Raw genomic sequence first — 22,632 nt, 5'->3', positions numbered from 1 at the left:
GGCAGGCAAGAGCAGGACATAGACGGAGGAACACCGCCATGAGTTTCGGCGACCCGAACAACCCGTACGGGCCCCCACCGCAGCAACCGCCCGCTCCCGGCTACGGCTACCCGCAGCAGGCTCCTCCAGGAGTCCCGCCGCAGCAGCCGTACGGCGCCTACCCGACCGCTCCGCCGGTGCAGCAGCCGTACGGCGGCTACCCTCCGGCCGGTCCCGCCGTGATGCCGGGCATCACGAAGGCGGCGCGGATCATGCTGGGGCTGGTCGTCCTCGCCCATGTGATCATCGCGGGCGCGTACATCTGGGTCCTGTCCCGTTGGGACGAGGAGATGGCGAACGCGGGCATCAGCGGCGACACCGAGGCCGGGCGCTTCGCGGACGTGGGCAAGGGCGTCGTCGTCTTCTTCGTCGGGCTCGCCGCGGTGTTCGCGGTCCTCGGTCTGGTGCTGCTGCTCCAGTACGCCAAGGGCGGCAACGGCGTTCGCGTGTGCTCGATCGTCTACGGCTCGTTCGCCATCGTCACGGGCATATTCATGCTCGCCGCCTACGGCCTCGGGCTGCTCATCATGATCGCCGCCATCCTGCTGATCGTGTTCTCCGCGAAGCGCGCCACCGCAGAATGGTTCCGGCGACCGCGTTACTGAGGGGCTGAGTTCACGCCAATAACAGCGAAGGGCCGTGTCTCACCCGTATGAGGGGGACACGGCCCCGCCACGTCGTCCTACTCTGACGTCGGTAGCTGTCAGGCACGGGGAGACGCACCTTGTACAGCATTATCGTGGTACCTCCGCCGACCACGGAGGAAGAGACCAACCGCACGCAGCTCCGCCTCGCACCGGGTGAGCGGCTCAGCTTCGGGCGTTCCGTTTCCGACAACGACCTCGCGATCGCGCACGACGGGGTGTCCCGCAGGGCGGGTGAGATCACCGCCCAGGGCGCCTTCTGGATACTCAGCAACCTGAGCCGGGAGCAGACCTACGTCGTGGAGAACCCGGAGGGCGCGGGCGAGCACATCAAGGTCGGGCCGGGCCGGCTCGACGCGCCGGTGCCCTTCGAGTTCTCGCGGATCGTGCTGCCCGCGGCCGGCGACTTGCTGGCGATCGAGGTGTGGGCGCCGCGGCACGACTACAACATCGCGGGCGGCCTGGACGGCGCCACCACCGCGCCCGCCTTCTCCATGGACCGCACGAAGCGGTACTTCGCGGTCCTGGCCGCCCTGTGCGAACCCCGCCTGCGCGGCGAACCGCACGCCCCGCTGCCCACGGTCGACCAGGTCGTGGACCGGCTCCGCCCCACCTGGGCCGCCGCGTCCCGCACCTCCGTCCAGTGGAACATCGACTACCTCGCCGTGAAGCTGCGCCTCAAGCCCGCCCCGGAGACGGCGGACACCGGCCCGCGCCTCAACGGCAAGAAGGAGTCCCTGGTGTCGCTGGCGCTGCGGTTCGATCTCGTACGGGAGGACGACCTCGTCGTACTGAGAGAGACCTCCTCTGCATCGGCCTCTACCGCCTCCCCGGCCTCGTCGTCCGGCCGGGCGGCCCGGTGACCGAGCCTTACGCCGTGCCGGTGCCGAAGGGGTACCGGGTGGGCGTGTGGGAGGTGCGGGAGCCGATCGCCACGGGGGCGTTCGGAAGCGTGTACGAGGCGCGGCGCACGGACGGCTCACGGGACCTGCCCCGCACGGCGGCCCTGAAGTTCCTGCCGACCGGCACCGGAACCCCCCGCCAACTCACCCACCTGCGCGAACTCATCGACCGCGAGGTCGAGTTGCACCGCCGTCTGAAGCAGCCGCGGCTGATCCGGATGTACGACACCCTCGTCGTCGACGACCCGGCCAGCCCCGCCCTGGACGGCGCCACCATCCTCGTACTGGAGCGGGCCGAGGGCTCGCTGTCCGCCCTGGTCGCGGCCGAGCCCCGCCCCGCCGCCGGGCCCGCCCTGCTCGCGCAGATCTGCGAGGGACTGGCCCAGCTGCACCACTCGGGCTGGGTGCACGGCGACCTCAAGCCCGCCAACGTCCTGCTGATGGCGGACGGTTCGGCGCGGCTCGCCGACTTCAACATGGCGGCGGAGCTGGAGGGCACACACGCGTACACGCCCGCCTTCTCCACCCCCGACTACACGCCGCCCGAGCTGCTCTGGTCGGAGATCGGCGAGCGCGGCCGGCGGATCCGTCCCTCGGCGGACGTCTGGGCGTTCGGTGTCCTGGCCCATCTGCTCCTCACCGACTCCTTCCCGCTCCCCGGCGCCACCCCTTCGGCCCGCCGCGACGCCGCCGCCGCCTACGCCCGCGGCACCGACGAACTGCGTCTGTCCTCCGAACTCCCCGACGCCTGGCGGGAGATCGTCCGCGACTGTCTGACCCGCACGCACGAGGACCGCGTCGACACCCAGGACCTGCTGCGGCGTGTGGAGGCCGTGGCCGGCACGGGTCGCTCACCGCGCCTGCCGCGGGCCCTCCTCCCCCGTCGCCGCTCCCGCCGTACGGCAGTGGCGGCCGCCGCGGCCGCCGTCGTCGCCGTGTCCGCCCTCGGCTACGGCATCAGCACCTGGGCCGGCGACGGCACGGACGGCGGCGGTGGCACGCCGGGCAGCGGGCCCACCAAGGTCACGGCCGCCTCCTACGGCGCCGCCGAACTCCGTACCGACAAGGGCATCCCGGTGACCTACCGGCGCCTCATCGTCGACTCGGCCCACAACTGCGTCCACGAGGAGGTCACGCCCGCGCTGATCGCCGCCCTGCTGAAGGCGGAGAGCAACTTCGACCCGGACCTCTCCGACCCCTCCGAGGGCAAGGAGGGCGAGTACGGCATCGCGCGCTGGACGCCGAGCCTGCTGCGCTGGTGGATCCGCGACGACGGCGTACCCGCGACCGAGACCCCCAGGCCGCCCATCACTCCCGCCGAGTCCATCCCGGCCGTCGGCCGCTACCTCTGCTACATGCAACCGCTCCTCGACAAAAAGGGGCTGTCCGGCGACCGCCAGGTGCTGCTGGCGGCGGCGTACCGGACGTCGACCAAGGTGGTGAACAACGCGGGCGGGGTTCCCCCGAAGTACCGCGACTACGCCGCCCGCGTCGCTCACTACCTCAAGGAGTACACGCCGCCCGGCAAGAAGTGACCCTGAGACGTCTGAGGTACCGCGCGCGAGCGGCCGACGGCATCGTGGTCCTGTCCACCAACGGGGGTGGCAGGACCGGAAGGACACCGACGATGAAGCGCATCCTCGCTTCGCTGGGCGCGGCAGCCGTACTCGCCACGGGGGCGGTCGCCCTGACGCCGACGAGCGCCTTGGCGGCGGACGGCTGCTGGGGGAACGCGGGCCAGAAGCAGGGGCCGGGCGGCAAGACGTACACCGCCCGCTACTGCCACAACTACCAGGCCGGCGTCGTCGGCTTCGGCGACACCGACACCGGCTATCTGTACGCCGGGGACAACTGGTTCGTCTGCCAGGTCAAGTACGGCGAGAACCCGCCGGTGGGCGACGCCCGCAACAACTGGTGGCTCTACACCCAGGGCGACAAGGCCTACTCGGACGGCGGCTGGGGCTGGTTCCCGGCGACGAAGGTGTCGGGCGGCAACAACTACGAGCCGGTTCCGGGCCTGGCGACCTGCTGACCCGGCGTAGAGCGGCGGTCTCCGGCTCCCTCGGGGGAGGGTCGGAGGCCGCGCCGCGCCATGCCACGGGAAAGCCTCGGAGCCGCGGTCAGGCACAGTGCGGACGAACTGAACGGCTGACCGACTGCCGAGTGGCGCGACCCCGGTCCCGTCACCGAGGGGCGCACCACTCGACTGCGGTTGGCTAGCGGAGCCCGTTCGGCTTGGCGGAGGGGGCCTTGTCGGCGAACCGCTTGAACGCGGCCTTGGTGCCCGATCCGGCGATACCGTCGATCGCGCCGCGGTAGCCGTAGCCCTTCTTCAGCATGCGCTGCAGCGCCTTCACCGTGTTCTTGCCGGGCTTCCCGTCGAGCGCGCCACTGTAACCCCAGTACCGTTTGAGGGGCTTCTGGAACGACTTCCAGCTGCTGCCGGCGAGCTTCCCGTCGAGCGAGCCCCTGTAGCCGTGGTACTTCTTCAGCCAGGCCTGGACCTTCTTCGCCTGCGTGGCGTTCAGGCCGAAGTTGTTCACCGCGAGCGTGCTGACGTCCCCGGAAACCGCCGCCGGCTTCGCGACCGGCTCGGACGCCGCAACGCTGGTACCGGCGGTCGCCAGGCTCCCGGCGGCGATGCCGACGACGGTGACGGCGCTGACGAGCGTCCTCGTCAGGAGGCTTGATCGCATGTGCTTCCCCGTTCAACTCAGTGGTCGTGCGTTGACACAGATGAGTTTCGGGGGGCACGCACGGGAGCGGTACCTGAAGAGTTATAGGGAGCCATCGCAGGAGGCCGCACTCTTTGTGCATGACACGCCGTTTCTGCATGCCCTTGCGATGCCGGTGGGGTCTCCTCCTACTCTGACCGCAGTTTCTGTCGGGGGAGGAAACAGCCATGCACAGCATCATCGTCGTGCCCATGCACAGCACGCGCCCGGACGATCATCTTCGCCTGGAGCCGGGTGACTCCCTGCCGTTCGGCCGTGTGGCAGGACCGCACGGCCCGCATCTGACCATCGCCCACGAGGGCGTCTCGCGGACGGCTGGTGAGATCACCGCCGCGGGTGCCTACTGGCGGATCAGCAATCTGAGCAGCGCGCAGACGTACGTGGTCGAGAACCCGGAGGGCGCGGGCGAGCACATCAAGGTCGCGCCGGGCCGGCTCGACGCCCCGGTGCCGTTCGAGTTCGCCCGTGTGGTGCTGCCCGCCGGGAACGAGCTGCTGAGCTTCGACGTGTGGGCTCCGCGCCACGACTTCCTGGACCGCGCCGGTCCACGGGACGGGGTGCCCACCACGTGCGCCTTCCCGCTCGACCGTGGCAAGCGGTACTTCCACGTCCTGGTCGCCCTGTGCGCCGCCCGTCTGCGCGGCGAACCGCACGCCCCGCTGCCGACCGCCGAGGAACTGGCCGAGCAGTTGCGCCCGCTGTGGCCCGCGGCCTCCCGTACGTCGGTGGCGTGGAACATCGACTACCTCGCGGTCAAGCTGCGCCTCAAACCGGCCCCGGACACCGTGCCGGGCGGCGGACCGCGCCTCAACGGCAAGAAGGAGCGCCTGGTCTCCCTGGCCCTGCGCTTCGACCTCGTACGCGAGGACGACCTGGCCCTGCTGGACGCGAACCGGCTGAACGGGGACCGGCTGGACGCGGACCGGAGCGTCGTCCGATGAGCGGCGAGTCGTCGGCGCACGCTGTGGAGGTGCCACGTGGCTACCGCGTCGGCGCCTGGGAGGTGCGCGAGGCCATCGCGTCCGGCGGCTTCGGCAGCGTGTACGCCGCCCGGTGCGCCGAACCCGCCGAGGACCGGCCGGACGAGGTCGCGCTGAAGTTCCTGCCCACCGGCACACGCACCCCGCGCCAGCTGCGCCACCTGCGTGAACTCGCCGAGCGGGAGACCGAGTTGCTGCGTCGGCTCCAGCGTCCGCGCCTCATCCGGATGTACGAGGCGCTGACCGTGGACGACCCCGACCGCCCCGGTCTCGACGGCGCCACGGTCCTCGTACTGGAACGCGCAGAGGGCTCCCTCGACCAGCTGCTCGATCAGCTGTCGGCCCGGCTGCGGGGCCGTCGCGGGGCACAGACCGACCATGCCGTGGCCGTCCCGGGCGGGCCGTCCCTGGTCGCCCAGATCTGCGAGGGGGTGGCCCATCTGCATCACGCGGGCTGGGTGCACGGCGACCTCAAACCGGCCAACGTGCTGCTGATGGCGGACGGTTCGGTCCGGCTCGCCGACTTCAACCTGGCCGCCGAGCTGGACGGCACCCATGCCTACTCCCCCGCGTTCACGACCTCCGACTACACCCCGCCCGAGCTCCTGTGGGCCGAGGTCGGCGAACGCGGCCACCAGACCCGCCTCACCGCCGACATCTGGGCCTTCGGCGTCCTCGCCCACCTGGTGCTGACCGGCAGCCTGCCGTTCCCCGGAACGAACCCGACAGCACGCCGGGAGGCCGTCCAGCGCTACGCCAAGGGCCGGGACGAGCTGCGGCTGTCGTCCGAACTCCCGGACGTCTGGCGGCAGATCGTCACCGACTGCCTCGCCCCCACCCACGCCGAGCGCGCCGCGCACACCGCGCAGTCCCTGCTCCGCCGGGTCGAGTCGGCGGCCGGAGCGGCCCGTTCCCCACGTCTGCCCCGGCTGAAGCCGAGGCGCGGCCCGCATCCTGCCGTGCTCGGCACACTCGCGGCGATCGCGGCGGTGTCACTGGCCGCCGCCGGCCTCCTCGCCCTGCGCGAGCCCGCGCCGCAGGGGTACGCGCGCTGCGACCAGGGCGACGTCTGCTTCTTCACGAAGCCGGACGGACAGGGCGAGATGTGCGCCTGGTACGAGTACGACGACGACTGGATCGGCGGCATCGTCACCTGCGACTGGGCGAAGACCACCCGGCCGAGGTCGGCCTTCAACAACGGTTACACCGGCGACCCCCACCACGACGTCAAGCTGTACCGCGAGGCCAACAGGAAGGAGCCGTTCGGCTGCCTCCAGGAACTCCAGAAGATCAATTTCCCTGACCCGGGTGGTCTGGTGATCCGCTCTCATGTGTGGGTGCCGGCCTGCTGAGACGGGCTCCCTACAACTTTGCAGGTACCGCACTCGCGACGGGCGCCCAATGCTTGGCGTGTCCGCAACCAAGAACGACCACGGGGAGACAAGTGATGAAGACACCTGCCCTGACCGCCCGCCGCAGGACGACCATGGCGCTCACGACCGGCGCCCTCGCCCTCACGCTCGGCGCGCAGCTCGCCGCCACGGCGACGGCCGCACCGAACACCGACCGGGCGGCGGCCGATGTGGTCGCGGCGGCCAAGCCCAAGTTCCAGATGCCGTTCGCCTGCAACACCCACTGGCAGCTCAACACGTACGACAGCGGACACAACCCGGCGCTGGACATCGTGAAGAAGGGCAACCCCGGATCCTCGGGCCTGGCGGTGTACCCCGGCTACAAGGGCACGGTCGCCAAGACCTTCTGGGACCGGGGTGCCGGGAACGTCATCATCATCAAGCACGGAGGCGGCTGGTACACGGCCTACTACCACCTCAAGGACAGGCACGACAAGTACGTCAAGAAGGGCGACAACGTCAAGGCGAACACCAAGATCGGCCGCATCGGCGCGACGGGCAGCAACAGCGGCGGCTGGGCCCACATGCACTACGAGCAGCGCTACAAGACGAACGGCATCCCGACCGAGGCCAACCGCAAGCCCGTGCACTTCAACGGCAAGCAGTACACGGGCGCGGGGAAGGTGTGGACGGACGTCGTCAGCAAGAACTGCTAGGACGCCTTGAGGGAATCCAGGAAGAGGGCCCAGGACTGGTGGGGGAACACCAGGGCTGGGCCCTTGGGGTTCTTGGAGTCGCGGACGGGGACGACGGCGCCGGGGAGGTTGTCGGCCACTTCGACGCAGTCGGCGCCCTGTGCATCGCTGTAGCTGCTCTTGCGCCATACGACGAGGCTCAGGTCAATCCCCTTGCTGCGCTTCATGTCTGTAGGTCCTCGCTGCTTCATCGATCAGGGCAAGGGACGTCTCCGGTGGGAGTGCGACGGCCCTGAGCAGATCGTAGTCGCGCTGGTATCCCTTCACGAGGGCCGGAAAGTCGATGGCCTGGCCGTCGTAGTTACGGTCCACCCACACCAGCGGAGGCGCATCAGCAAAGGTCATGATCTTGGCCATACCGTGCTGGAGGGGATGCATGGGAGTCGTTTCCGGCACGATCTGGAGAATGCTCTGCGTGGACCGGATCACGTCCGCGATGTGCTCCAACTGCTCGGCCATCACTGCCGGTGAGTGCGGTGCTCTTCGGATGACCGACTCTCGCAGGATCACCCAGTAGGTCGGGCGATCCTCCCTTTCCCACAGCTCTGCACGCGCCATCCGAGCGCTGATTCGTTGCTCGGCCACCTCCGGTGGCGTAAACGGCGCCTCGTACTTAATGAGCCCCCGCATGTACCCCGCAGTTTGAAGCAACCCGGGAACAACATTGGGCTGCCACTCCTCCAGGGTCTCAGCCTGCTTCTCTAGGTCCGGCACGTCCGCGAAGTACAGCGGGTGCCCCGCACGCCGCGCCTTCGCCGCATCTTCACACCGCCGCTGGAAAAACCCGTCGGTCCCCAGCCGCTCGTCCGCATGCCGAGCGAAGTCCAGCGGCATCCCCCGCTCCCCTCGCTCAATCTGGCTCAGGAACGAGATCCCCCGGAAACTCCCCTCCACCAACTGCTCCAGCGTCAACCCCGCTTGCTCCCTCTTCCAGCGCAACTCGGCGCCGTAGAAGCAGGGAACGCTCGTGGACGCATCAGGGTCCTTCTTCGCGGGCACAACCCACCACCACCGTTTCTTACTTGCTCATGCACAGCCGAAACCCCTTTCACGGTACGCAACTTGCCGTCACTCTGTGAGCGATTCACTACGGAACGCAACACGGAGGCCTCCCCCATGCCCGACCCCCACCTCGAAGAACTCCGCGCCGCGCTCACGGCGAACGGCATCACCCTCCCCTCCCTCGGTGTCGACCTGCCCTCCTTCACCGCGCTGCCCACACGCCCTCTCATCGCGCTCGGAAACTGCAATCTCGCCACCGCCGAGGCGCTGGCCGCCGCGCTCCGCAGGGCGGCCGAACGGTGAGTCGACCACCCCTCGTCCTCGAACTGCTCGCGCTCCCCAAGGCCGTACCGGAGGTACGTCGCACCGTTCGCGAGTACCTGGGCGCACCCTGTTCCGAAGTCCAGCTCTGTGTCAGCGAGTTACTGACGAACGTGATCGACCATGTCGGCGAGGCGACACCGGTGACCGTCCGTCTGTTCCGCGCCCCGGACGGCTGTACGCGGCTGGAGGTAACCGACCCGGATGCCCACGCGTGGCTCATCGCACGGCATCCCGGCGAGGACGACGAGACCGGCCGTGGGCTTCTGCTGCTGGACGCGATCACGCGGCGGTGGGGCGTGTGGCTGACCCCGGCGGGCAAGACGGTGTGGTGCGAGCTGCCGACTGAGCGGCCCTGAGGTCGGGGGCGGTAGCCTTCTGCCGACTGGCGTGACGCAAGCGTGCGTTGTGAGAAGGCAGCACTTCGGGGGACCCATGTCAGACGAACGGCCGACGCCGCCGCACCCTCCCGCGTCCGAGGGCGACGCGTTGCAGCAGGCCGGAGCACGTCCGCTGGGGTCCAGGGACCCGGGGCGGATCGGCTCCTACATCCCGATCGGCCTCCTCGGCAGCGGCGGGATGGGCCACGTCTACCTGGCCCGTCCCGCCGACAACGCCCCCGGCCTCGCCGCCGTCAAGGTGATCCGGCCCGAGTACGCCGAGGACGTCCGCTTCCGCAAGCGCTTCGAGCGGGAGGCCGCCGTGCACGGCCGGGTGCACACGCCGCGCACTCCGGATCTGCTCGGCACCGGGTTCGACGACTCGCTGCTGTGGATGGCGACGCAGTACCTGCCGGGACTGAACCTCGCCGACGCCGTCCGCGAGTGCGGCACGCTCGGCGCCGCCGGGGTGTGGCGGCTGGTGGCGGAGCTGGGGCAGGCCCTGTCGGCGCTGTCCGCCGCCGACGTCGTACACCGCGACCTCAAGCCGTCCAACGTGATCCTGTCCCTGCAGGGCGCGCACGTCATCGACTTCGGTATCGCGCAGGCCGCCGACAGCAGCGCCATAACGACGACCGGCGCCCGGGTCGGCACGCCCGCCTTCATGTCGCCCGAGTATCTGCGCGAGGGCAACTGCGACACCGCCTCGGACGTGTTCTCGCTGGCCGGGAGCCTGAGCTACGCCGCCACCGGGCACGCGCCCTTCGGCGACGGGACCGGCGTCGACGTGATGCACCGGGTCGCGTTCGAGGAACCCAAGCCGGAGATCATGGCCGAACTCTCCGCCGTGGACCCGGCGTTGGCCGCCCTCCTGGCCGCCTGCCTCGCCAAGGACCCCGTCGGGCGTCCCACCCCGCGGCAGCTCCTCGACGCCGCGACGGCCGCCGGTCACGGCCGCGCCGCCGCCTGGCACGAGCCGCTGAATGCCCGGCTGGTCGACCGACGGCAGGCCTGCGACGTACTGGAACAGGTCTCCGTCCAGGGGACCGTCCAGTTGCGCGCGCCCGCTCAGCCCGCGCCGCCGTTCAGTACGGCCGCGACCGCATCCGTCGCCGCCCCCGGTCCCACCCCTGCCTATGGGCCGCCGACACCGCCGGAGCCGTACGCCACGCCCGCGCAGGGACCGACGCCGGACGACGACGGCAGGCGGCGCAAGCGCAGGGTCGCCCTCGCCGTCGTCGCGAGCCTCGCCGTGTGCGCCGTCGCCGCGGGGGCCTTCTTCCTCACCCGCCCGGCCGCCGACGAAACGGCCTCCGCCACACCGACGGCGAGCGCCAGCGCCACTCCGGGCGACGCCGAGGCCTCCCCCACCCACAGCTCCTCCGCCTCACCCTCCGGCGACAAGGACAAGGGGAAGGAAACGGCCCCGGGGAAGCAGGAAGGGAAGGAGTCGGAGAGCCCGAACGCATCCGGAGGCGGTGCGGGCGGAACGCAGGCCACTCCCGCCGACAAACCCTCCGCGACCTCCGACGGCGACGCGGGCGGCGGCGACGGTGGCGGCAGCGCCCCGACCCCCACCCCCACCCAGACGGCGACCGAGCCCGCCACCCCGCCGTGGATCTCCCAGTGCACCTACTACTCCGGCAGCGAACTGACCCAACGCGGCGACCGTGGACAGCGCGTCGTGCAGGTGCAGTGCATGCTGACCCAGCGCGGCTACAGCGTGGGCGGTGCGGGCGTGGACGGTGAGTTCGGCGCGGAGACCGACTCGGCGGTCAAGAAGTTCCAGGGCGCCAAGGGGCTGGAGGTCGACGGTCAGGTCGGGCCCAACACCTGGGCGGCGCTGCGCGGTTCGACGTAGCGTCGTACCGCCGGAGCGCCGCCCAGGCTGGTGTTCCGTCAGTGGAAGAAGTGCCGGGTCCCGGTGAAGTACATCGTCACGCCCGCCTTCTGCGCGGCCTCGACCACCAGCTCGTCACGGACCGAACCGCCGGGCTGGACCACGGCCTTGACGCCGGCCGCGGTGAGGATCTCCAGGCCGTCGGGGAAGGGGAAGAACGCGTCCGAGGCGGCGTACGCCCCCTGCGCGCGCTCGGCACCGGCCCGCTCCACCGCCAGCTTCGCGGAGTCGACCCGGTTGACCTGCCCCATGCCGACGCCGACCGAGGCGCCGTCCTTGGCGAGCAGGATCGCGTTGGACTTGACGGCCCGGCATGCCTTCCACGCGAAGGCCAGCTCCGCCAGCTCCTCGGCGGAGAGGGCTTCGCCGGTCGCGAGGGTCCAGTTGGCCGGGTCGTCGCCGTCGGCCTGGAGGCGGTCGGTGACCTGGAGGAGGGCGCCGCCGTCGATGGGCTTGACCTCGACCGGGTTGGCGGGCGCTGCGGGGGCCTTGAGGACGCGGATGTTCTTCTTCTTGGCCAGGGCCTCCAGCGCGCCGTCCTCGTAGTCCGGCGCGACGATGACCTCGGTGAAGATCTCGGCGACCTGCTCCGCCATCTCCTTGCTGACCGGCCGGTTGACGGCGATCACACCGCCGAACGCCGACAGCGGGTCACACGCGTGTGCCTTGCGGTGCGCCTCGGCGACGTCCGCGCCGACCGCGATACCGCAGGGGTTGGCGTGCTTGATGATCGCGACGGCCGGCTCGGCGTGGTCGTACGCGGCACGGCGGGCGGCGTCCGTGTCCGTGTAGTTGTTGTACGACATCTCCTTGCCGTGCAGCTGCTCGGCCTCGGCGAGGCCGCCGGTGCCGGACACGTAGAGGGCCGCGGGCTGGTGCGGGTTCTCGCCGTAGCGGAGGGTGTTCTCGCGCTCCCAGGTGGCGCCGAGGAAGTCGGGGAACTGCGACTCGTCGACGGGGGCGTAGGAGGAGGCGAACCAGCTCGCGACCGCGACGTCGTACGCGGCCGTGTGCTGGAAGGCCTCCGCCGCGAGCCGCTTGCGGGTGCCGAGGTCGAAGCCGCCGCTCTGCACGGCCTCCAGCACATCGGCGTAACGGGCAGGGCTGGTGACGACCGCCACGGACGGGTGGTTCTTGGCGGCGGCGCGCACCATGGACGGGCCGCCGATGTCGATCTGCTCCACGCACTCGTCGGGCGAGGCGCCCGAGGCGACGGTCTCGCGGAACGGGTAGAGGTTGACGACGACGAGGTCGAAGGGCGCCACGCCCAGCTCGTCCAGCTGCTGCCGGTGGCTTTCCAGCCGCAGGTCGGCGAGGATGCCCGCGTGCACGCGCGGGTGCAGCGTCTTGACGCGGCCGTCCAGGCACTCCGGGAAGCCGGTGAGCTCCTCGACCTTGGTGACGGGGACACCGGCGGCGGCGATACGGCCGGCCGTGGAGCCGGTCGACACGAGCTCGACGCCCGCCTCGTGCAGCCCGCGCGCGAGGTCTTCGAGACCCGTCTTGTCGTAGACGCTGACGAGCGCGCGACGGATGACCCGCTTGCTCTCGGCCGTGACAGTGCTGTCGGCGGTCACTGGATAACTACCTTTCGTCCCTCAATGCGATAGCCGTTGCGGGCGAGCCGCCCCACGACCTCGACGAGCAGCCTTCGCTCGACTTCCTTGATGCGCTCGTGCAGAGCGCTCTCGTCGTCCTCGTTGCGGACCTCGACCACGCCCTGAGCGATGATCGGCCCGGTGTCGACGCCGTCGTCGACGAAGTGGACGGTGCAGCCGGTGACCTTGGCGCCGTACGCGAGGGCGTCGCGGACGCCGTGGGCGCCGGGAAAACTGGGGAGCAGGGCGGGGTGGGTGTTGACGAACCGCCCGCCGAAACGCGCGAGGAACTCCTTCCCCACGATCTTCATGAACCCGGCGGAGACGACGAGGTCGGGCTCGTGGGCGGAGACCGCCTCCGCGAGCGCCGCGTCCCACTCCTCCCGGCTGCCGTGGTCCTTGACCTTGCACACGAAGGTCGGCAGCCCGGCACGCTCGGCCCGTGCCAGCCCCTCGATGTCCGCGCGGTCGGCGCCCACGGCCACGATCTGCGCGCCGTACGCCTCGGTGCCGACGGCGGCGATCTCGTCGAGCAGCGCCTGAAGGTTGGTGCCGGATCCGGAGACCAGCACGACCAGGCGCTTGGCACGCTCGGCCACGGGCTTGGCGGCCACGGTGGGGCCCTTTCTCGGGGGTGCGTTCTTCGTGCGGCCGGTCTGTATGTTCATACGAATGCATCGCGCCCCGGGATACGGGGAAGTCTACGAAGCAGCCGACCGTCAGCAACGATACCGGCACACCGGGCGGCCCCCATGGGACGGGGGCGTGGCCGGAAGGTAGCGTCTGCGACGAGCGGGCTCGGGAACGCGGTCGGTGTGCGGTGCGTTCACGAAGTGACAGCTCGACGCGAGACACCAGTTCACAAGGGGAAGACGCTCACTTGATGCCGGACCGCAGCCTGCGACTCCACCTGCTCCCCCCGCAGTCGGTACAGGGAGGGGAGCACAGCGGCATGCTGCTGCGGGAGCGCCCCGCCTCACCGCCGGACGCGCCCTCGGGCGGGCAGAACGGCGACGAGCGGGGCCGTGACGGCCAGAAGCAGCAGGACAACCCCTTCGCACCGCCGCCGGAGGGCACCCCGGACCGCCCCTGGCAGCCTCGGCCGCAAGGCAGCTCGGGGGAGGGCGACGGCGACGAGTCCCCCTGGGGCAACCAGTGGAGCGACCGCCAGCCGGGCCGCTCCCCCGGCGGCTTCGGCGACCGTCCCCGCGGCGGCCAGGACGGCCCCGGCGGCGGCAGCCCCGGCACGGGCATGCGCTGGGACCCGACCGACCCCGCCCAGCGCCGGGCCCGGTTCGCCCTGCTCTCCGGCATGTGGGCCTTCTTCTTCGCCCTGTTCAGCTGGCCGTACGTGGCCCTGCTCCTCGGCGCGCTGGCCCTCTACTGGGGCATCAGCAGCCTGCGCACCAAGCCGCGCACCCCCGACCCGGACTCCCCGGCACCTCAGACCTCCGGCCGCCCCCAGACGACGGCGGCGGTGAGCGGCCTCGTCACCGCGTCCCTCGCGATCGCGGTGGTGGCGGCCGGGTTCACGGCGCAGATGGTGTACAGCGACTACTACACGTGCACGAATGACGCGCTGACCAACGAGGCCAAGCAGTCGTGCAATGAGCTTCTGCCGGAGCAGTTGCGGGGGGTTCTGGGGAACACGGAGTGAGGGGCGGGCCGGGCGGGCCCCTCATCGTTCACGGCGATGCCGTGCCCTTGGGCGGGTCGGGGCGCTCCTGATCCTGAGAGGCCTCCGGGGCATCCGGCACGTCCGGCACGTCCGAGGTCTCGATGGCGTCCGACGGCTCCGAGTCGTCAACGGCGCCAGACGGCCGCGAGTCCTCGACAGTGTTCGACGACTCCGGCGGCTCCGAGTCCTCAACAGTGACCGGCGGCTCCGACGGCTCCGACGGCAGTGAAGGCGGCGGCTCCGGGGGCGGCTCGCTGGACGGGAAGTCGTACGGCTCGAACGTGGTGTCGTGGTCGTACTCCACGTACGGGATCTCATCGTCGTCGGCATCGTCCGCAAGGCCCTGGCCGCCCTCCCCGGACCGACCGTCCTGACCCTGGTCGCCGGCCCCCTGACGCGGAACGGCCTGGTCCGGCGCCACCTCCTGGTCGTAGATGGTGCGCCCCGCCCGCGATGCCGTCCCGGCAGACGCACCGTCGCTCTCCCCCGCCCCGGAGTCCCGCGACAGCCACCCGCCGACCAGCGGCAGCCTCCCCAGCAACCGCCGCGCACCGCCACCCGAGACGCGCTCCCCCAACCCCTCCACACAGGGCCAGCCGATCAGCGCCCCCGGCGCCTCGCGAACCGGCACCGCCGACACCGCCCGTCCCGACCGGCACCGCCACCCCCGCACCGCCACGGCCACGGGAACCGCGGTCACCAGGACCCACCCCAGTGCCGCGCCCCCCACCTGCCACCACACCGGCCCGAACCGCGCGAGCACCCCGACCCCCAACGGCCCACCCGACAGCGCGCCCAGCAGAGCGAAGGCGACCCCGCAGAAGACGGAGGCCTGCACGGCGATCCCCGCGGTACGCGCACCTGACCAGAGCACCACGGGCACCCGCCCGGCCTGCCCTCCGGCCGCCCCAGAGGCTCGCCCAGCCTGGGTCCGAGCACCCTCAGAGGCTCCCCCGCCCTTCGTCCGAACTCCCTCAACCGCCCGGCCGCCCCGGGTCCGAGCCCCACCAGAAGCCGACCCACCCTCACCTACGGCCGTCTCCTCCTCGATCCCCACGTCCCCGTCCCACACCGCAGCCCGAGCCACGAACCACCCCACCACCAGCCCGGCGACAACAGGCAGCGCCCCGATCCCCCACCGAACCGGTCCCTCGACCCCCGCCCCGGGCACCGCCTCCAGCAGCGGGAACGGCGGCAGCAGCGGCGCCGGGGCAGCGGACGCCGGCCCCACCACATGCCCCGCCCCGAGCACGAACCCCGGCCCCAGGGCGTACGACGCCGCCCACACCGCCGCGTTGGGCACGAGCGCCGCGCACAGCAGCAGTACCGCGAACCGCCCCGACCACCCCTCCGTCAGGTGCAGAAACGACCCCCGCGCCGCCGCGCCGTGCCACACCAGGGACGCACCCACCAGTACCGCCCCGCCCCCGACGAGCACCGCCACTCCGGCGCCCCCGGCCCGCGCCGCCACACCGAGACGGGCGCGCGCCGCCACCCCGGGCACCAGCCGCCGTACCCATCGCGGCAACGCGACCAGCACCCGCTCCACCGCCTCGGGCGGCTGCCCGCACGCCGTCCACACGCCCGCCCCCGCGGCGACCGTCACGACCACCGGCACCCACAGCACGGTCCACCACCAGTCGGGCCGCAGCTCACCCCGCGCCGCGAACGCCGCTGCCGCCGCCCCGACCCCGAGGTACCCGAGCACGACGCCCGCCCACACCGTGGGCCCGGGCACGAGCGGCTCCCCCTCGCCGCCGTCGGCCGCCGCGTCCCGGGCCGCCCGGTGCACCAGCAGCATCGGCAGCGCGAACAGCAGCAACGGCGTGACACCAATCGGCGCGGGGACGCCGGAGAGGGTGTCGGCGCGGACCAGTTCGGCGCCGTGCGCCAGCAACCACAGCACGGCGGCGATCCGCAGCGCACCGCCCGGCCCGCTGTCCGGATACGGCGAACTGACCCACAGCACCATCACCAGTACGGCGAACATCCCGAGCCCCAGCCCTGCCGCCACCGCACCGCCCAGGAAGCTCACACCGAGCCCGGGCCTTCGGCCGTGCAGGTGCGTGAGCGGGGACGACGGGGGCCTTCGGCGAGCGGTCAGTTCGGTCACGCTCGCCATGCTCCCAACGACACGCGCTTTCCCGTCGTAACAGGCGAACCTCCGAAGTGTCGCCCAATATATGTTTATGTACCTTTTCGCACGGAAGGGCGCCCGGTGACGCAGAGCTCTGCACCCCAGCTCCCCCCGCCCGAGGACCGCCGACGCCTGCGCGAGGCCGGTTCCTTGACGCAGGCTCAGGTCGCGTCGCGGGTGGGCGTCAGCCGCGAGACGGTACGCGCGTGGGAGACCGGCCGTACGACTCCGCGCGGCATCAGAAGGGACGCGTACGCCCAACTGCTCTACACCCTGGCGAAAGAGACGGCGGCTCAGGAGGGCGCGGCGGAGCGCAAGGTGACGAAGGAACGGGCCCTCACCCCGGCCCAGGCCTTCGACGCTCTCTACGCCTTCTGCGCCCCCGCCCTCGTCCGGCAGACCTACCTGCTCACCGGGCGCCGCGAGCTGGCCCGGGAGTCGGTCGAGCGGGCCTTCCAGCTCGCCTGGCAGCGCTGGCCGGAGGTGGCCCGCGACCGGGACCCGGCGGGCTGGGTGCGGGCGACGGCGTACGACTTCGCCCTCTCCCCCTGGCACCGGTTCCGCCCCCGCTACCGGCACCCCGAACCCCCGCCCGCCGACGCCTCCGACCGCGCCCTGCTCGACGTACTCCTCAAACTCCCGCCGCCCCAGCGCCGCACGCTTCTCCTCTACGACGGTGTGGGCCTCGACCTGCCCGAGACGGCGGCGGAGTCGGAGGCGAGCACTCCGGCGACCGCGAGGCGTCTCCTGCACGCCCGTGCCGCCGTCGCCGACCGGCTGCCGGCCCTGTCCGATCCCACCGAGCTCCACGACCGGCTGGCCGAACTGGCCTCCGCGGAACGCCTCCGTGCCGCCCGGCCCCCGGAGGTGCGCAGCGGCGGCGAACGCCGGGCCCGGTTCTGGACCCGGGCCGCGATCGCGTTCACGGTGGCCCTCATCGGCACGACGGCGCTGACACTGCGCACGGCTCCGACCCAGTACGAGCCGCCGGTGCCGCCCGGGGAGACGGTGCGGGGGGTTCCGCCGAGGCTGGCGCCGGGGCCGTTGTCGGAGAAGGAGCTGGAACTGCGGGAGAAGCTGCGGGCATCGACCGCGAGCGGCCCGGAGAGACTCGTACCGCAGACCGGCTGAACGGCGACGGGGAGCATCCGCCGTAAACGCCGGTGGGCCCGCCCCCCAAGCAGGGAGCAGGCCCACCGAAACTCAGCCGTTTACCTCGATCGGCTCAGCCAACTCGGCCGATTCAGCCGCCGAGGATCTCGCGCGCCAGCTTGGCGGTCTCGGTCGGCGTCTTGCCGACCTTGACGCCCGCGGCCTCCAGGGCCTCCTTCTTCGCCTGGGCGGTGCCCGACGAACCGGAGACGATGGCGCCGGCGTGACCCATGGTCTTGCCCTCGGGCGCGGTGAAGCCCGCGACGTAGCCGACGACCGGCTTGGTCACGTTCTTCGCGATGAAGTCCGCGGCCCGCTCCTCGGCGTCGCCACCGATCTCGCCGATCATGACGATCAGGTCGGTCTCGGGGTCGGCCTCGAACGCGGCGAGCGCGTCGATGTGCGTGGTGCCGATGATCGGGTCGCCACCGATGCCGACGGCGGTCGAGAAGCCGATGTCACGCAGCTCGTACATCATCTGGTACGTCAGCGTGCCGGACTTCGAGACCAGGCCGATACGGCCCGGCTTGGTGATGTCGCCCGGGATGATGCCGACGTTCGACTGGCCCGGAGTGATGATGCCGGGGCAGTTCGGGCCGATGATCCGGGTCTTGTTGCCCTTCTTGCCGGCGTACGCCCAGAAGTTCGCGGAGTCGTGCACCGCGATGCCCTCGGTGATCACGACGGCCAGCGCGATCTCGGCGTCGATGGCCTCGATGACCGCGTCCTTGGTGAACTTCTCCGGCACGAAGATGACGGAGACGTTGGCGCCGGTCTGCTCGATGGCCTCCTTGACGGTCCCGAAGACGGGTACCTCGGTGCCGTCGAAGTCCACGGTCTGACCCGCCTTGCGCGGGTTCACGCCGCCCACGACCTCGGTGCCGTCACCGAGCATGAGCTTGGTGTGCTTCATGCCCGTGGCGCCGGTCATGCCCTGGACGATGACCTTGCTGTCCTTGTTGAGCCAGATAGCCATGGTGTGTTGTGTCCTCGTCCTGAGTGCTTACTTGGCGGCGTGAGCCAGTTCGGCGGCCTTGTCGGCCGCGCCGTCCATGGTGTCGACGCGCTGGACCAGCGGGTGGTTGGCGTCGGTGAGGATCTGCCGGCCGAGCTCGGCGTTGTTGCCGTCGAGGCGGACGACGAGCGGCTTGGTGACGTTCTCGCCGCGGTCCTCAAGGAGCTTCAGGGCCTGGACGATGCCGTTGGCGACCTCGTCACAGGCGGTGATGCCACCGAAGACGTTGACGAAGACGGACTTGACGTCCGGGTCGCCGAGGATGATCTCCAGGCCGTTGGCCATGACCTGGGCGGAGGCGCCACCGCCGATGTCCAGGAAGTTGGCCGGCTTGACGTTGCCGTGGTTCTCACCGGCGTACGCGACGACGTCGAGGGTCGACATGACCAGACCGGCACCGTTACCGATGATGCCGACCTCGCCGTCGAGCTTGACGTAGTTGAGGTTCTTCTCCTTGGCGGCGGCCTCAAGCGGGTTGGCCGCTTCCTTGTCGTGCAGCTCGTCCCAGTCGTGACGGAACTCGGCGTTGTCGTCGAGCGACACCTTGCCGTCGAGGGCGATGACGTCACCGGAGGCGACCTTCGCGAGCGGGTTGACCTCGACGAGGAGGGCGTCCGACTTGATGAAGGTGTCCCACAGGGTGATGAGGACGTTCACGACCTTGTCCGCGACCTCGGCCGGGAACTTGGCGGCCTCGACGATCTCGCGGGCCTTGGCCTCGTCCACGCCGTCGATGGCGTCGATCGCGATCTTGGCGACGGCGTCCGGACGGGTGGCCGCCACCTCCTCGATCTCCATGCCGCCCTCGACGGAGGCGATGGAGAGGAAGGTGCGGTTGGCACGGTCGAGGAGGAAGGAGACGTAGTACTCCTCCAGGATCTCCGGGGCCGTCTCGGCGATCATCACCTTGTGGACCGTGTGGCCCTTGATGTCCATGCCGAGGATGTCCGTCGCGCGGGCGACGGCCTCGTCCGGGGTCGCGGCCAGCTTGACGCCGCCGGCCTTGCCACGGCCACCGACCTTCACCTGAGCCTTGACGACGGACTTGCCACCGAGGCGCTCGGTGGCTGCGCGGGCCGCCTCAGGCGTGTCGATGACTTCACCGGCCAGCACCGGTACATCGTGCTTGGCGAAGAGGTCCCTCGCCTGGTACTCGAACAGGTCCACGCGCTTCCGTCCCTATCAGTGATCTCGCGGTTCGTTGGATGCGTGGGCGTGCCGCGAAGGGCAACGTGACGTCCGCTGTCACAAGGGAGGCGCACACGGTGTCCGAGCGCGCGGCATGTCCGTCTCGCAGGTTATCTCTGCTTGCGTAGGGCCCCTAAATCGAGGGTCACACCTGAGCGGTGATACCTGTCACATGATGCCGCGATCAGCGGTGATCACTGGCACGGCGTGCCGACGGTGAGGTGCCGGTGATGTTCCGGTCATGTACGCCGGTCATGTAAGCCGGTCGTGCCGGTCGTGTATCGGGCCAGGACCTCGCCGGGCTGGGGTTGACCCGGCGAGGTCCCTTGACCAGCCCGAAGGGGCACGAATGGGCCGCCCCTGTGGGCCTCGGCCGGGTGATCCCCACCCCAATGGGGACCACCCGGCCCTTCCGCGGAGTTCCGGTCGGAACCGGCCGACGGCTTTCGACCGTCCGGGGCCGTCCGCCCCGCGGAGTCGGTGTGGGTGGCGCGTCAGATGCGGTACGCGCCGCCGTCGCGGAGGTTCTGGTGCAGGTCCTGCTGGAAGCCCTGCTGGAGGTCCTGCGCGTAACCCGGCGTGACCGACCCGGCGACCTGCTGCGCGCCGCCGACGGCGTTACCGGCCAGCGGGCCCGCCGAGTGCTGGACCGTGCCGGTCAGGTCCCCGGCGAAGGGCGCGGCCTGTCCGGCGACCCCGTGCGCGAAGGGGTCGACCTGACCGACGACACCGCCCGCGAACGGCTGCACGTCACCCGCCACGCCGTACGCCAGGGTCGTGGCGCTGCCGCCGACGCCCTGCACGAGCGGCTGGACCGTGTCCATGACCGTGTCCACGAGGGGCTGGACGGCGCCGGTGACGCCGTACGCGAACGGCTGCGCGTGGGCGGCGACGCCCTCGGCGAACGGGGCGGCCTGCCCGGCGACCCCGTACACGAAGGGGTCGACCTGACCGACGACACCGCCCGCGAACGGCTGCACGTCACCCGCCACGCCGTAGGCCAGCCAGTCCGCGTCCGCCACGGCCTGCCCGGCGACCGGCACGACGCCGTGGACGGCGGTGTCGGCGACGGGCGGCAGGACCGTGCCGGTGCCGTCCGCGGCGACCTGGCCGGCCAGACCGGTGGCGTACGGCGGGACGTCCTCGGTGACGCCCTGCGCGACCGGCTGCACGTCGGCGACGGCGCCGTACGCGATGGGCTGGACGTCGGCGACCGTGCCGTCGGCGAAGTACCGGACGTCGCCGACCGCACCGTGGGCCACCGGCTGCACGCCCTGGACCGCACCGGCCGCGACCGGCTGGACGCCCGCGACGGCCTGGGTGGCCACGGGCTGGACGTCGGCGGCGACGCCGTACGCGAGCGCGGTCGCCGCGTCGACCGTGTGCCCGGCGGTCCGGGCGACCCCGGCCACCGCACCGCGGGCGACCGGGACCACGCCGTCCACCGCCTGGCCGACGACCGGCCGCACGCCCGCGACGGCCTGGGTGGCCACCGGCTGGACGCCGTACACCGCGTCACCGGCGACCGGTGTCACCCCGGCCACGGCGTGCTGGGCGGCGGGGACGACACCCTCGACGGCGTACCCGGCGACCGGCACGACGCCGTGCACGGCCTCGGTGACGACCGGCGGGACGACCGCGTCGGCGGTCTGCTCGACGACCGGGGTGGCCGTGCCGGGGACGGTGCTGACCGTGCCGACGACCCGCTGCTCCACGCCGCCGACCGTGCCGGTGACGTGGCCCGGGACCGCGGAGACGGATGCCTCGGCGGCCCCCTTGACCGCGGTGGCCCTGCCGGTGACGGCGGCCTGCGTGTCCGTCGCCGTGGCGGTGGCCCTGCCCTGGACGCGGGCGACGCCGGCCCGGGCGACGTCCTGCACGCCGGCCCCGGTGCGGCCCGCGCCCGCGACGGCGTACTCCGCCTTCGTCCGTACGACGCCCTCGACGCCCTGCGCCTGCGAACGGGCCGCCGCCTGCGTGCCCTGCAACTTCGTCTGCGCCGCGGCGAGCGCCTGCTCCAGCTCGGGGGCGAAGGCGGCGAGGGGACCGAAGAGATAGTCGACGGGGCCGGGGTGGTGCGGGGTGTCGGGGGTCGTACCGCGGATGCCGGCGACCGCGTCGGCGGCGACCGCGGAGCCGTGGGCCTCGGCCTGCGCGGCGGCACTCAGCGCCGCCTTGTCCGCGCGAGCGGCCTTGGCGCCATGGATGACGTGCGCCGCGGCCTTGGCCTTGGCCGCCTTGGAGGCGGTGGAGGTACCGGAGTTTCCGGCGGCCGGGACGGTGACCTTGGCGTCGACGTAACGGCGGGCCTGGTCGGCGGTGCCGGCGGGAGCCGTCCTGGCCGTGTCGGCTGCCGTGCCGGTGGCGCCGTCGGTGACGCCGGAGACGGTGCCCGTCACATCGGAGACGACGCCGTCGACGGTGTCGGTGACGGCGCCCAGGAGGCCGGGGGCGTCGGAGTTGTCGGCCGTATTCGTGTCGGCGGCCGTGTCAGTGGCCGTGTCCGGTACGGAGAGGGTGGAGGAGGGCAGCTCGTCCGCGCTGGCGGCGGCCGAGCCGAGCGCCCAGGCACCGGTGACACCGGCGGCTATGACGATCGAGCGGCGGATGTTCTTGTTCATGCGTGCGTCGGATCCCTAGATCTTGGGGCTCCGAAGGCCCCCGGAGAACGGAGAGGGAAGAACCCTGCTGACTCCGAGAACTCCGGGACTTCGGACGGTTGGGGACATTCCGGCGCCGTTTCCGGTCGCGGTCCGGGGAGTTGGGGACCATCGACACCGGGTACGGCTCCGGCGGCTTCCGTCCGGGGAATGTCAGAGGGACATCCGTGAACTGGGGGGTCCGGACGGGCGGG

Annotated in this window: 21 protein-coding genes; 12 read left to right on the top strand and 9 right to left on the bottom strand. The window is 71.6% G+C overall.

Features of this window, described 5'->3' with window-relative positions; all coding sequences use genetic code 11:
- The first annotated feature begins 38 nt into the window (after positions 1–38).
- From ACFWYS_RS01770 to ACFWYS_RS01755, 4 genes are all read left to right on the top strand, one after another.
- On the top strand, positions 39–644 hold the full coding sequence (locus tag ACFWYS_RS01770; protein WP_384762061.1) for a hypothetical protein: 606 nt from the start codon (positions 39–41) through the stop codon (positions 642–644).
- A 119-nt stretch (positions 645–763) separates the two neighbouring features.
- Positions 764–1,546, top strand: coding sequence for an FHA domain-containing protein (locus ACFWYS_RS01765; RefSeq protein ID WP_384762059.1), 783 nt, complete (start codon positions 764–766; stop codon positions 1,544–1,546).
- Entirely contained in the window at positions 1,543–3,120 is a 1,578-nt protein-coding gene (locus tag ACFWYS_RS01760) for a serine/threonine protein kinase (RefSeq protein WP_384762057.1), read from the top strand. Before ACFWYS_RS01765 ends, ACFWYS_RS01760 begins: the two co-directional genes overlap by 4 nt.
- Before the next feature lie 92 nt (positions 3,121–3,212).
- Entirely contained in the window at positions 3,213–3,617 is a 405-nt protein-coding gene (locus tag ACFWYS_RS01755; protein WP_384762055.1) for a hypothetical protein, read from the top strand.
- 184 nt (positions 3,618–3,801) lie between these two features.
- Here ACFWYS_RS01755 and ACFWYS_RS01750 read toward each other — a convergent pair whose 3' ends face one another.
- Positions 3,802–4,281 carry a peptidoglycan-binding protein gene (locus ACFWYS_RS01750; RefSeq protein WP_384762053.1) on the bottom strand — a complete coding sequence of 160 codons (480 nt, stop codon included), beginning with the start codon at positions 4,279–4,281 and terminating at the stop codon, positions 3,802–3,804.
- A 206-nt stretch (positions 4,282–4,487) separates the two neighbouring features.
- On the opposite strand from ACFWYS_RS01750, the gene ACFWYS_RS01745 reads away from it, so the two are divergent.
- The 3 genes from ACFWYS_RS01745 to ACFWYS_RS01735 all read left to right on the top strand — a co-directional run bounded on the left by ACFWYS_RS01745 (position 4,488) and on the right by ACFWYS_RS01735 (position 7,368).
- Positions 4,488–5,261: an FHA domain-containing protein gene (locus ACFWYS_RS01745; RefSeq protein ID WP_384762051.1), complete on the top strand. Its 774-nt coding sequence runs from the start codon at positions 4,488–4,490 to the stop codon at positions 5,259–5,261.
- The gene (locus ACFWYS_RS01740) at positions 5,258–6,652 is read left to right on the top strand and encodes a protein kinase (protein ID WP_384762049.1); all 1,395 of its coding nucleotides are present in this window, start codon (positions 5,258–5,260) and stop codon (positions 6,650–6,652) included. Before ACFWYS_RS01745 ends, ACFWYS_RS01740 begins: the two co-directional genes overlap by 4 nt.
- A 95-nt stretch (positions 6,653–6,747) precedes the next feature.
- On the top strand, positions 6,748–7,368 hold the full coding sequence (locus ACFWYS_RS01735; protein WP_384762047.1) for a M23 family metallopeptidase: 621 nt from the start codon (positions 6,748–6,750) through the stop codon (positions 7,366–7,368).
- Here the strand turns inward: ACFWYS_RS01735 and ACFWYS_RS01730 are convergent.
- Complete coding sequence (locus ACFWYS_RS01730; RefSeq protein WP_384762045.1) at positions 7,365–7,574, bottom strand: DUF397 domain-containing protein; 210 nt, start codon at positions 7,572–7,574, stop codon at positions 7,365–7,367. The two genes, ACFWYS_RS01735 and ACFWYS_RS01730, sit on opposite strands and share 4 nt — an antisense overlap.
- Complete coding sequence (locus tag ACFWYS_RS01725) at positions 7,552–8,406, bottom strand: helix-turn-helix domain-containing protein (RefSeq protein ID WP_384762043.1); 855 nt, start codon at positions 8,404–8,406, stop codon at positions 7,552–7,554. Before ACFWYS_RS01725 ends, ACFWYS_RS01730 begins: the two co-directional genes overlap by 23 nt.
- 117 nt (positions 8,407–8,523) lie before the next feature.
- Between ACFWYS_RS01725 and ACFWYS_RS01720 the strand changes: the two genes are divergently transcribed.
- The 3 genes from ACFWYS_RS01720 to ACFWYS_RS01710 all read left to right on the top strand — a co-directional run bounded on the left by ACFWYS_RS01720 (position 8,524) and on the right by ACFWYS_RS01710 (position 10,971).
- Positions 8,524–8,712, top strand: coding sequence for a hypothetical protein (locus tag ACFWYS_RS01720; protein ID WP_384762042.1), 189 nt, complete (start codon positions 8,524–8,526; stop codon positions 8,710–8,712).
- A complete protein-coding gene (locus ACFWYS_RS01715) occupies positions 8,709–9,089 on the top strand; it encodes an ATP-binding protein (RefSeq protein WP_384762040.1) in 381 nt (126 codons plus the stop codon). The genes ACFWYS_RS01720 and ACFWYS_RS01715 overlap by 4 nt, the downstream gene beginning before the upstream one ends.
- Positions 9,090–9,165: 76 nt before the next feature.
- A complete protein-coding gene (locus ACFWYS_RS01710; RefSeq protein WP_384762038.1) occupies positions 9,166–10,971 on the top strand; it encodes a protein kinase in 1,806 nt (601 codons plus the stop codon).
- Positions 10,972–11,009: 38 nt separating this feature from the next.
- Here the strand turns inward: ACFWYS_RS01710 and purH are convergent, their stop codons facing one another.
- Entirely contained in the window at positions 11,010–12,587 is a 1,578-nt protein-coding gene (gene purH, locus ACFWYS_RS01705; RefSeq protein WP_384762036.1) for a bifunctional phosphoribosylaminoimidazolecarboxamide formyltransferase/IMP cyclohydrolase, read from the bottom strand.
- Entirely contained in the window at positions 12,584–13,222 is a 639-nt protein-coding gene (gene purN / locus ACFWYS_RS01700; protein ID WP_384762034.1) for a phosphoribosylglycinamide formyltransferase, read from the bottom strand. The genes purH and purN overlap by 4 nt, the downstream gene beginning before the upstream one ends.
- 269 nt (positions 13,223–13,491) lie before the next feature.
- On the opposite strand from purN, the gene ACFWYS_RS01695 reads away from it, so the two are divergent.
- A complete protein-coding gene (locus ACFWYS_RS01695) occupies positions 13,492–14,265 on the top strand; it encodes a hypothetical protein (protein ID WP_384762032.1) in 774 nt (257 codons plus the stop codon).
- Between the two features lie 28 nt (positions 14,266–14,293).
- On the opposite strand, the gene ACFWYS_RS01690 is transcribed toward ACFWYS_RS01695, so the two are convergent.
- Positions 14,294–16,408, bottom strand: coding sequence for a DUF6350 family protein (locus ACFWYS_RS01690; protein ID WP_384762030.1), 2,115 nt, complete (start codon positions 16,406–16,408; stop codon positions 14,294–14,296).
- Between the two features lie 96 nt (positions 16,409–16,504).
- Here ACFWYS_RS01690 and ACFWYS_RS01685 point away from each other — a divergent pair, with 96 nt between their 5' ends.
- Positions 16,505–17,554, top strand: a complete 1,050-nt coding sequence (locus tag ACFWYS_RS01685; RefSeq protein WP_384762028.1) for a helix-turn-helix domain-containing protein — start codon at positions 16,505–16,507, stop codon at positions 17,552–17,554.
- A gap of 112 nt (positions 17,555–17,666) precedes the next feature.
- Here ACFWYS_RS01685 and sucD read toward each other — a convergent pair whose 3' ends face one another.
- The 3 genes from sucD to ACFWYS_RS01670 form a co-directional block, all read right to left on the bottom strand.
- On the bottom strand, positions 17,667–18,551 hold the full coding sequence (gene sucD / locus ACFWYS_RS01680) for a succinate--CoA ligase subunit alpha (protein WP_384762026.1): 885 nt from the start codon (positions 18,549–18,551) through the stop codon (positions 17,667–17,669).
- 27 nt (positions 18,552–18,578) lie between these two features.
- Positions 18,579–19,757: an ADP-forming succinate--CoA ligase subunit beta gene (gene sucC / locus ACFWYS_RS01675; RefSeq protein ID WP_384762024.1), complete on the bottom strand. Its 1,179-nt coding sequence runs from the start codon at positions 19,755–19,757 to the stop codon at positions 18,579–18,581.
- A 515-nt stretch (positions 19,758–20,272) separates the two neighbouring features.
- A complete protein-coding gene (locus ACFWYS_RS01670) occupies positions 20,273–22,399 on the bottom strand; it encodes a hypothetical protein (protein ID WP_384762022.1) in 2,127 nt (708 codons plus the stop codon).
- Positions 22,400–22,632: the final 233 nt, after the last annotated feature.

The organism is Streptomyces sp. NPDC059010 (assembly GCF_042740355.1).
Taxonomy (GTDB): domain Bacteria; phylum Actinomycetota; class Actinomycetes; order Streptomycetales; family Streptomycetaceae; genus Streptomyces.
The sequence above is the reverse complement of the archived record's forward strand: the minus strand, read 5'-3'. Positions and strand labels throughout refer to the sequence as shown.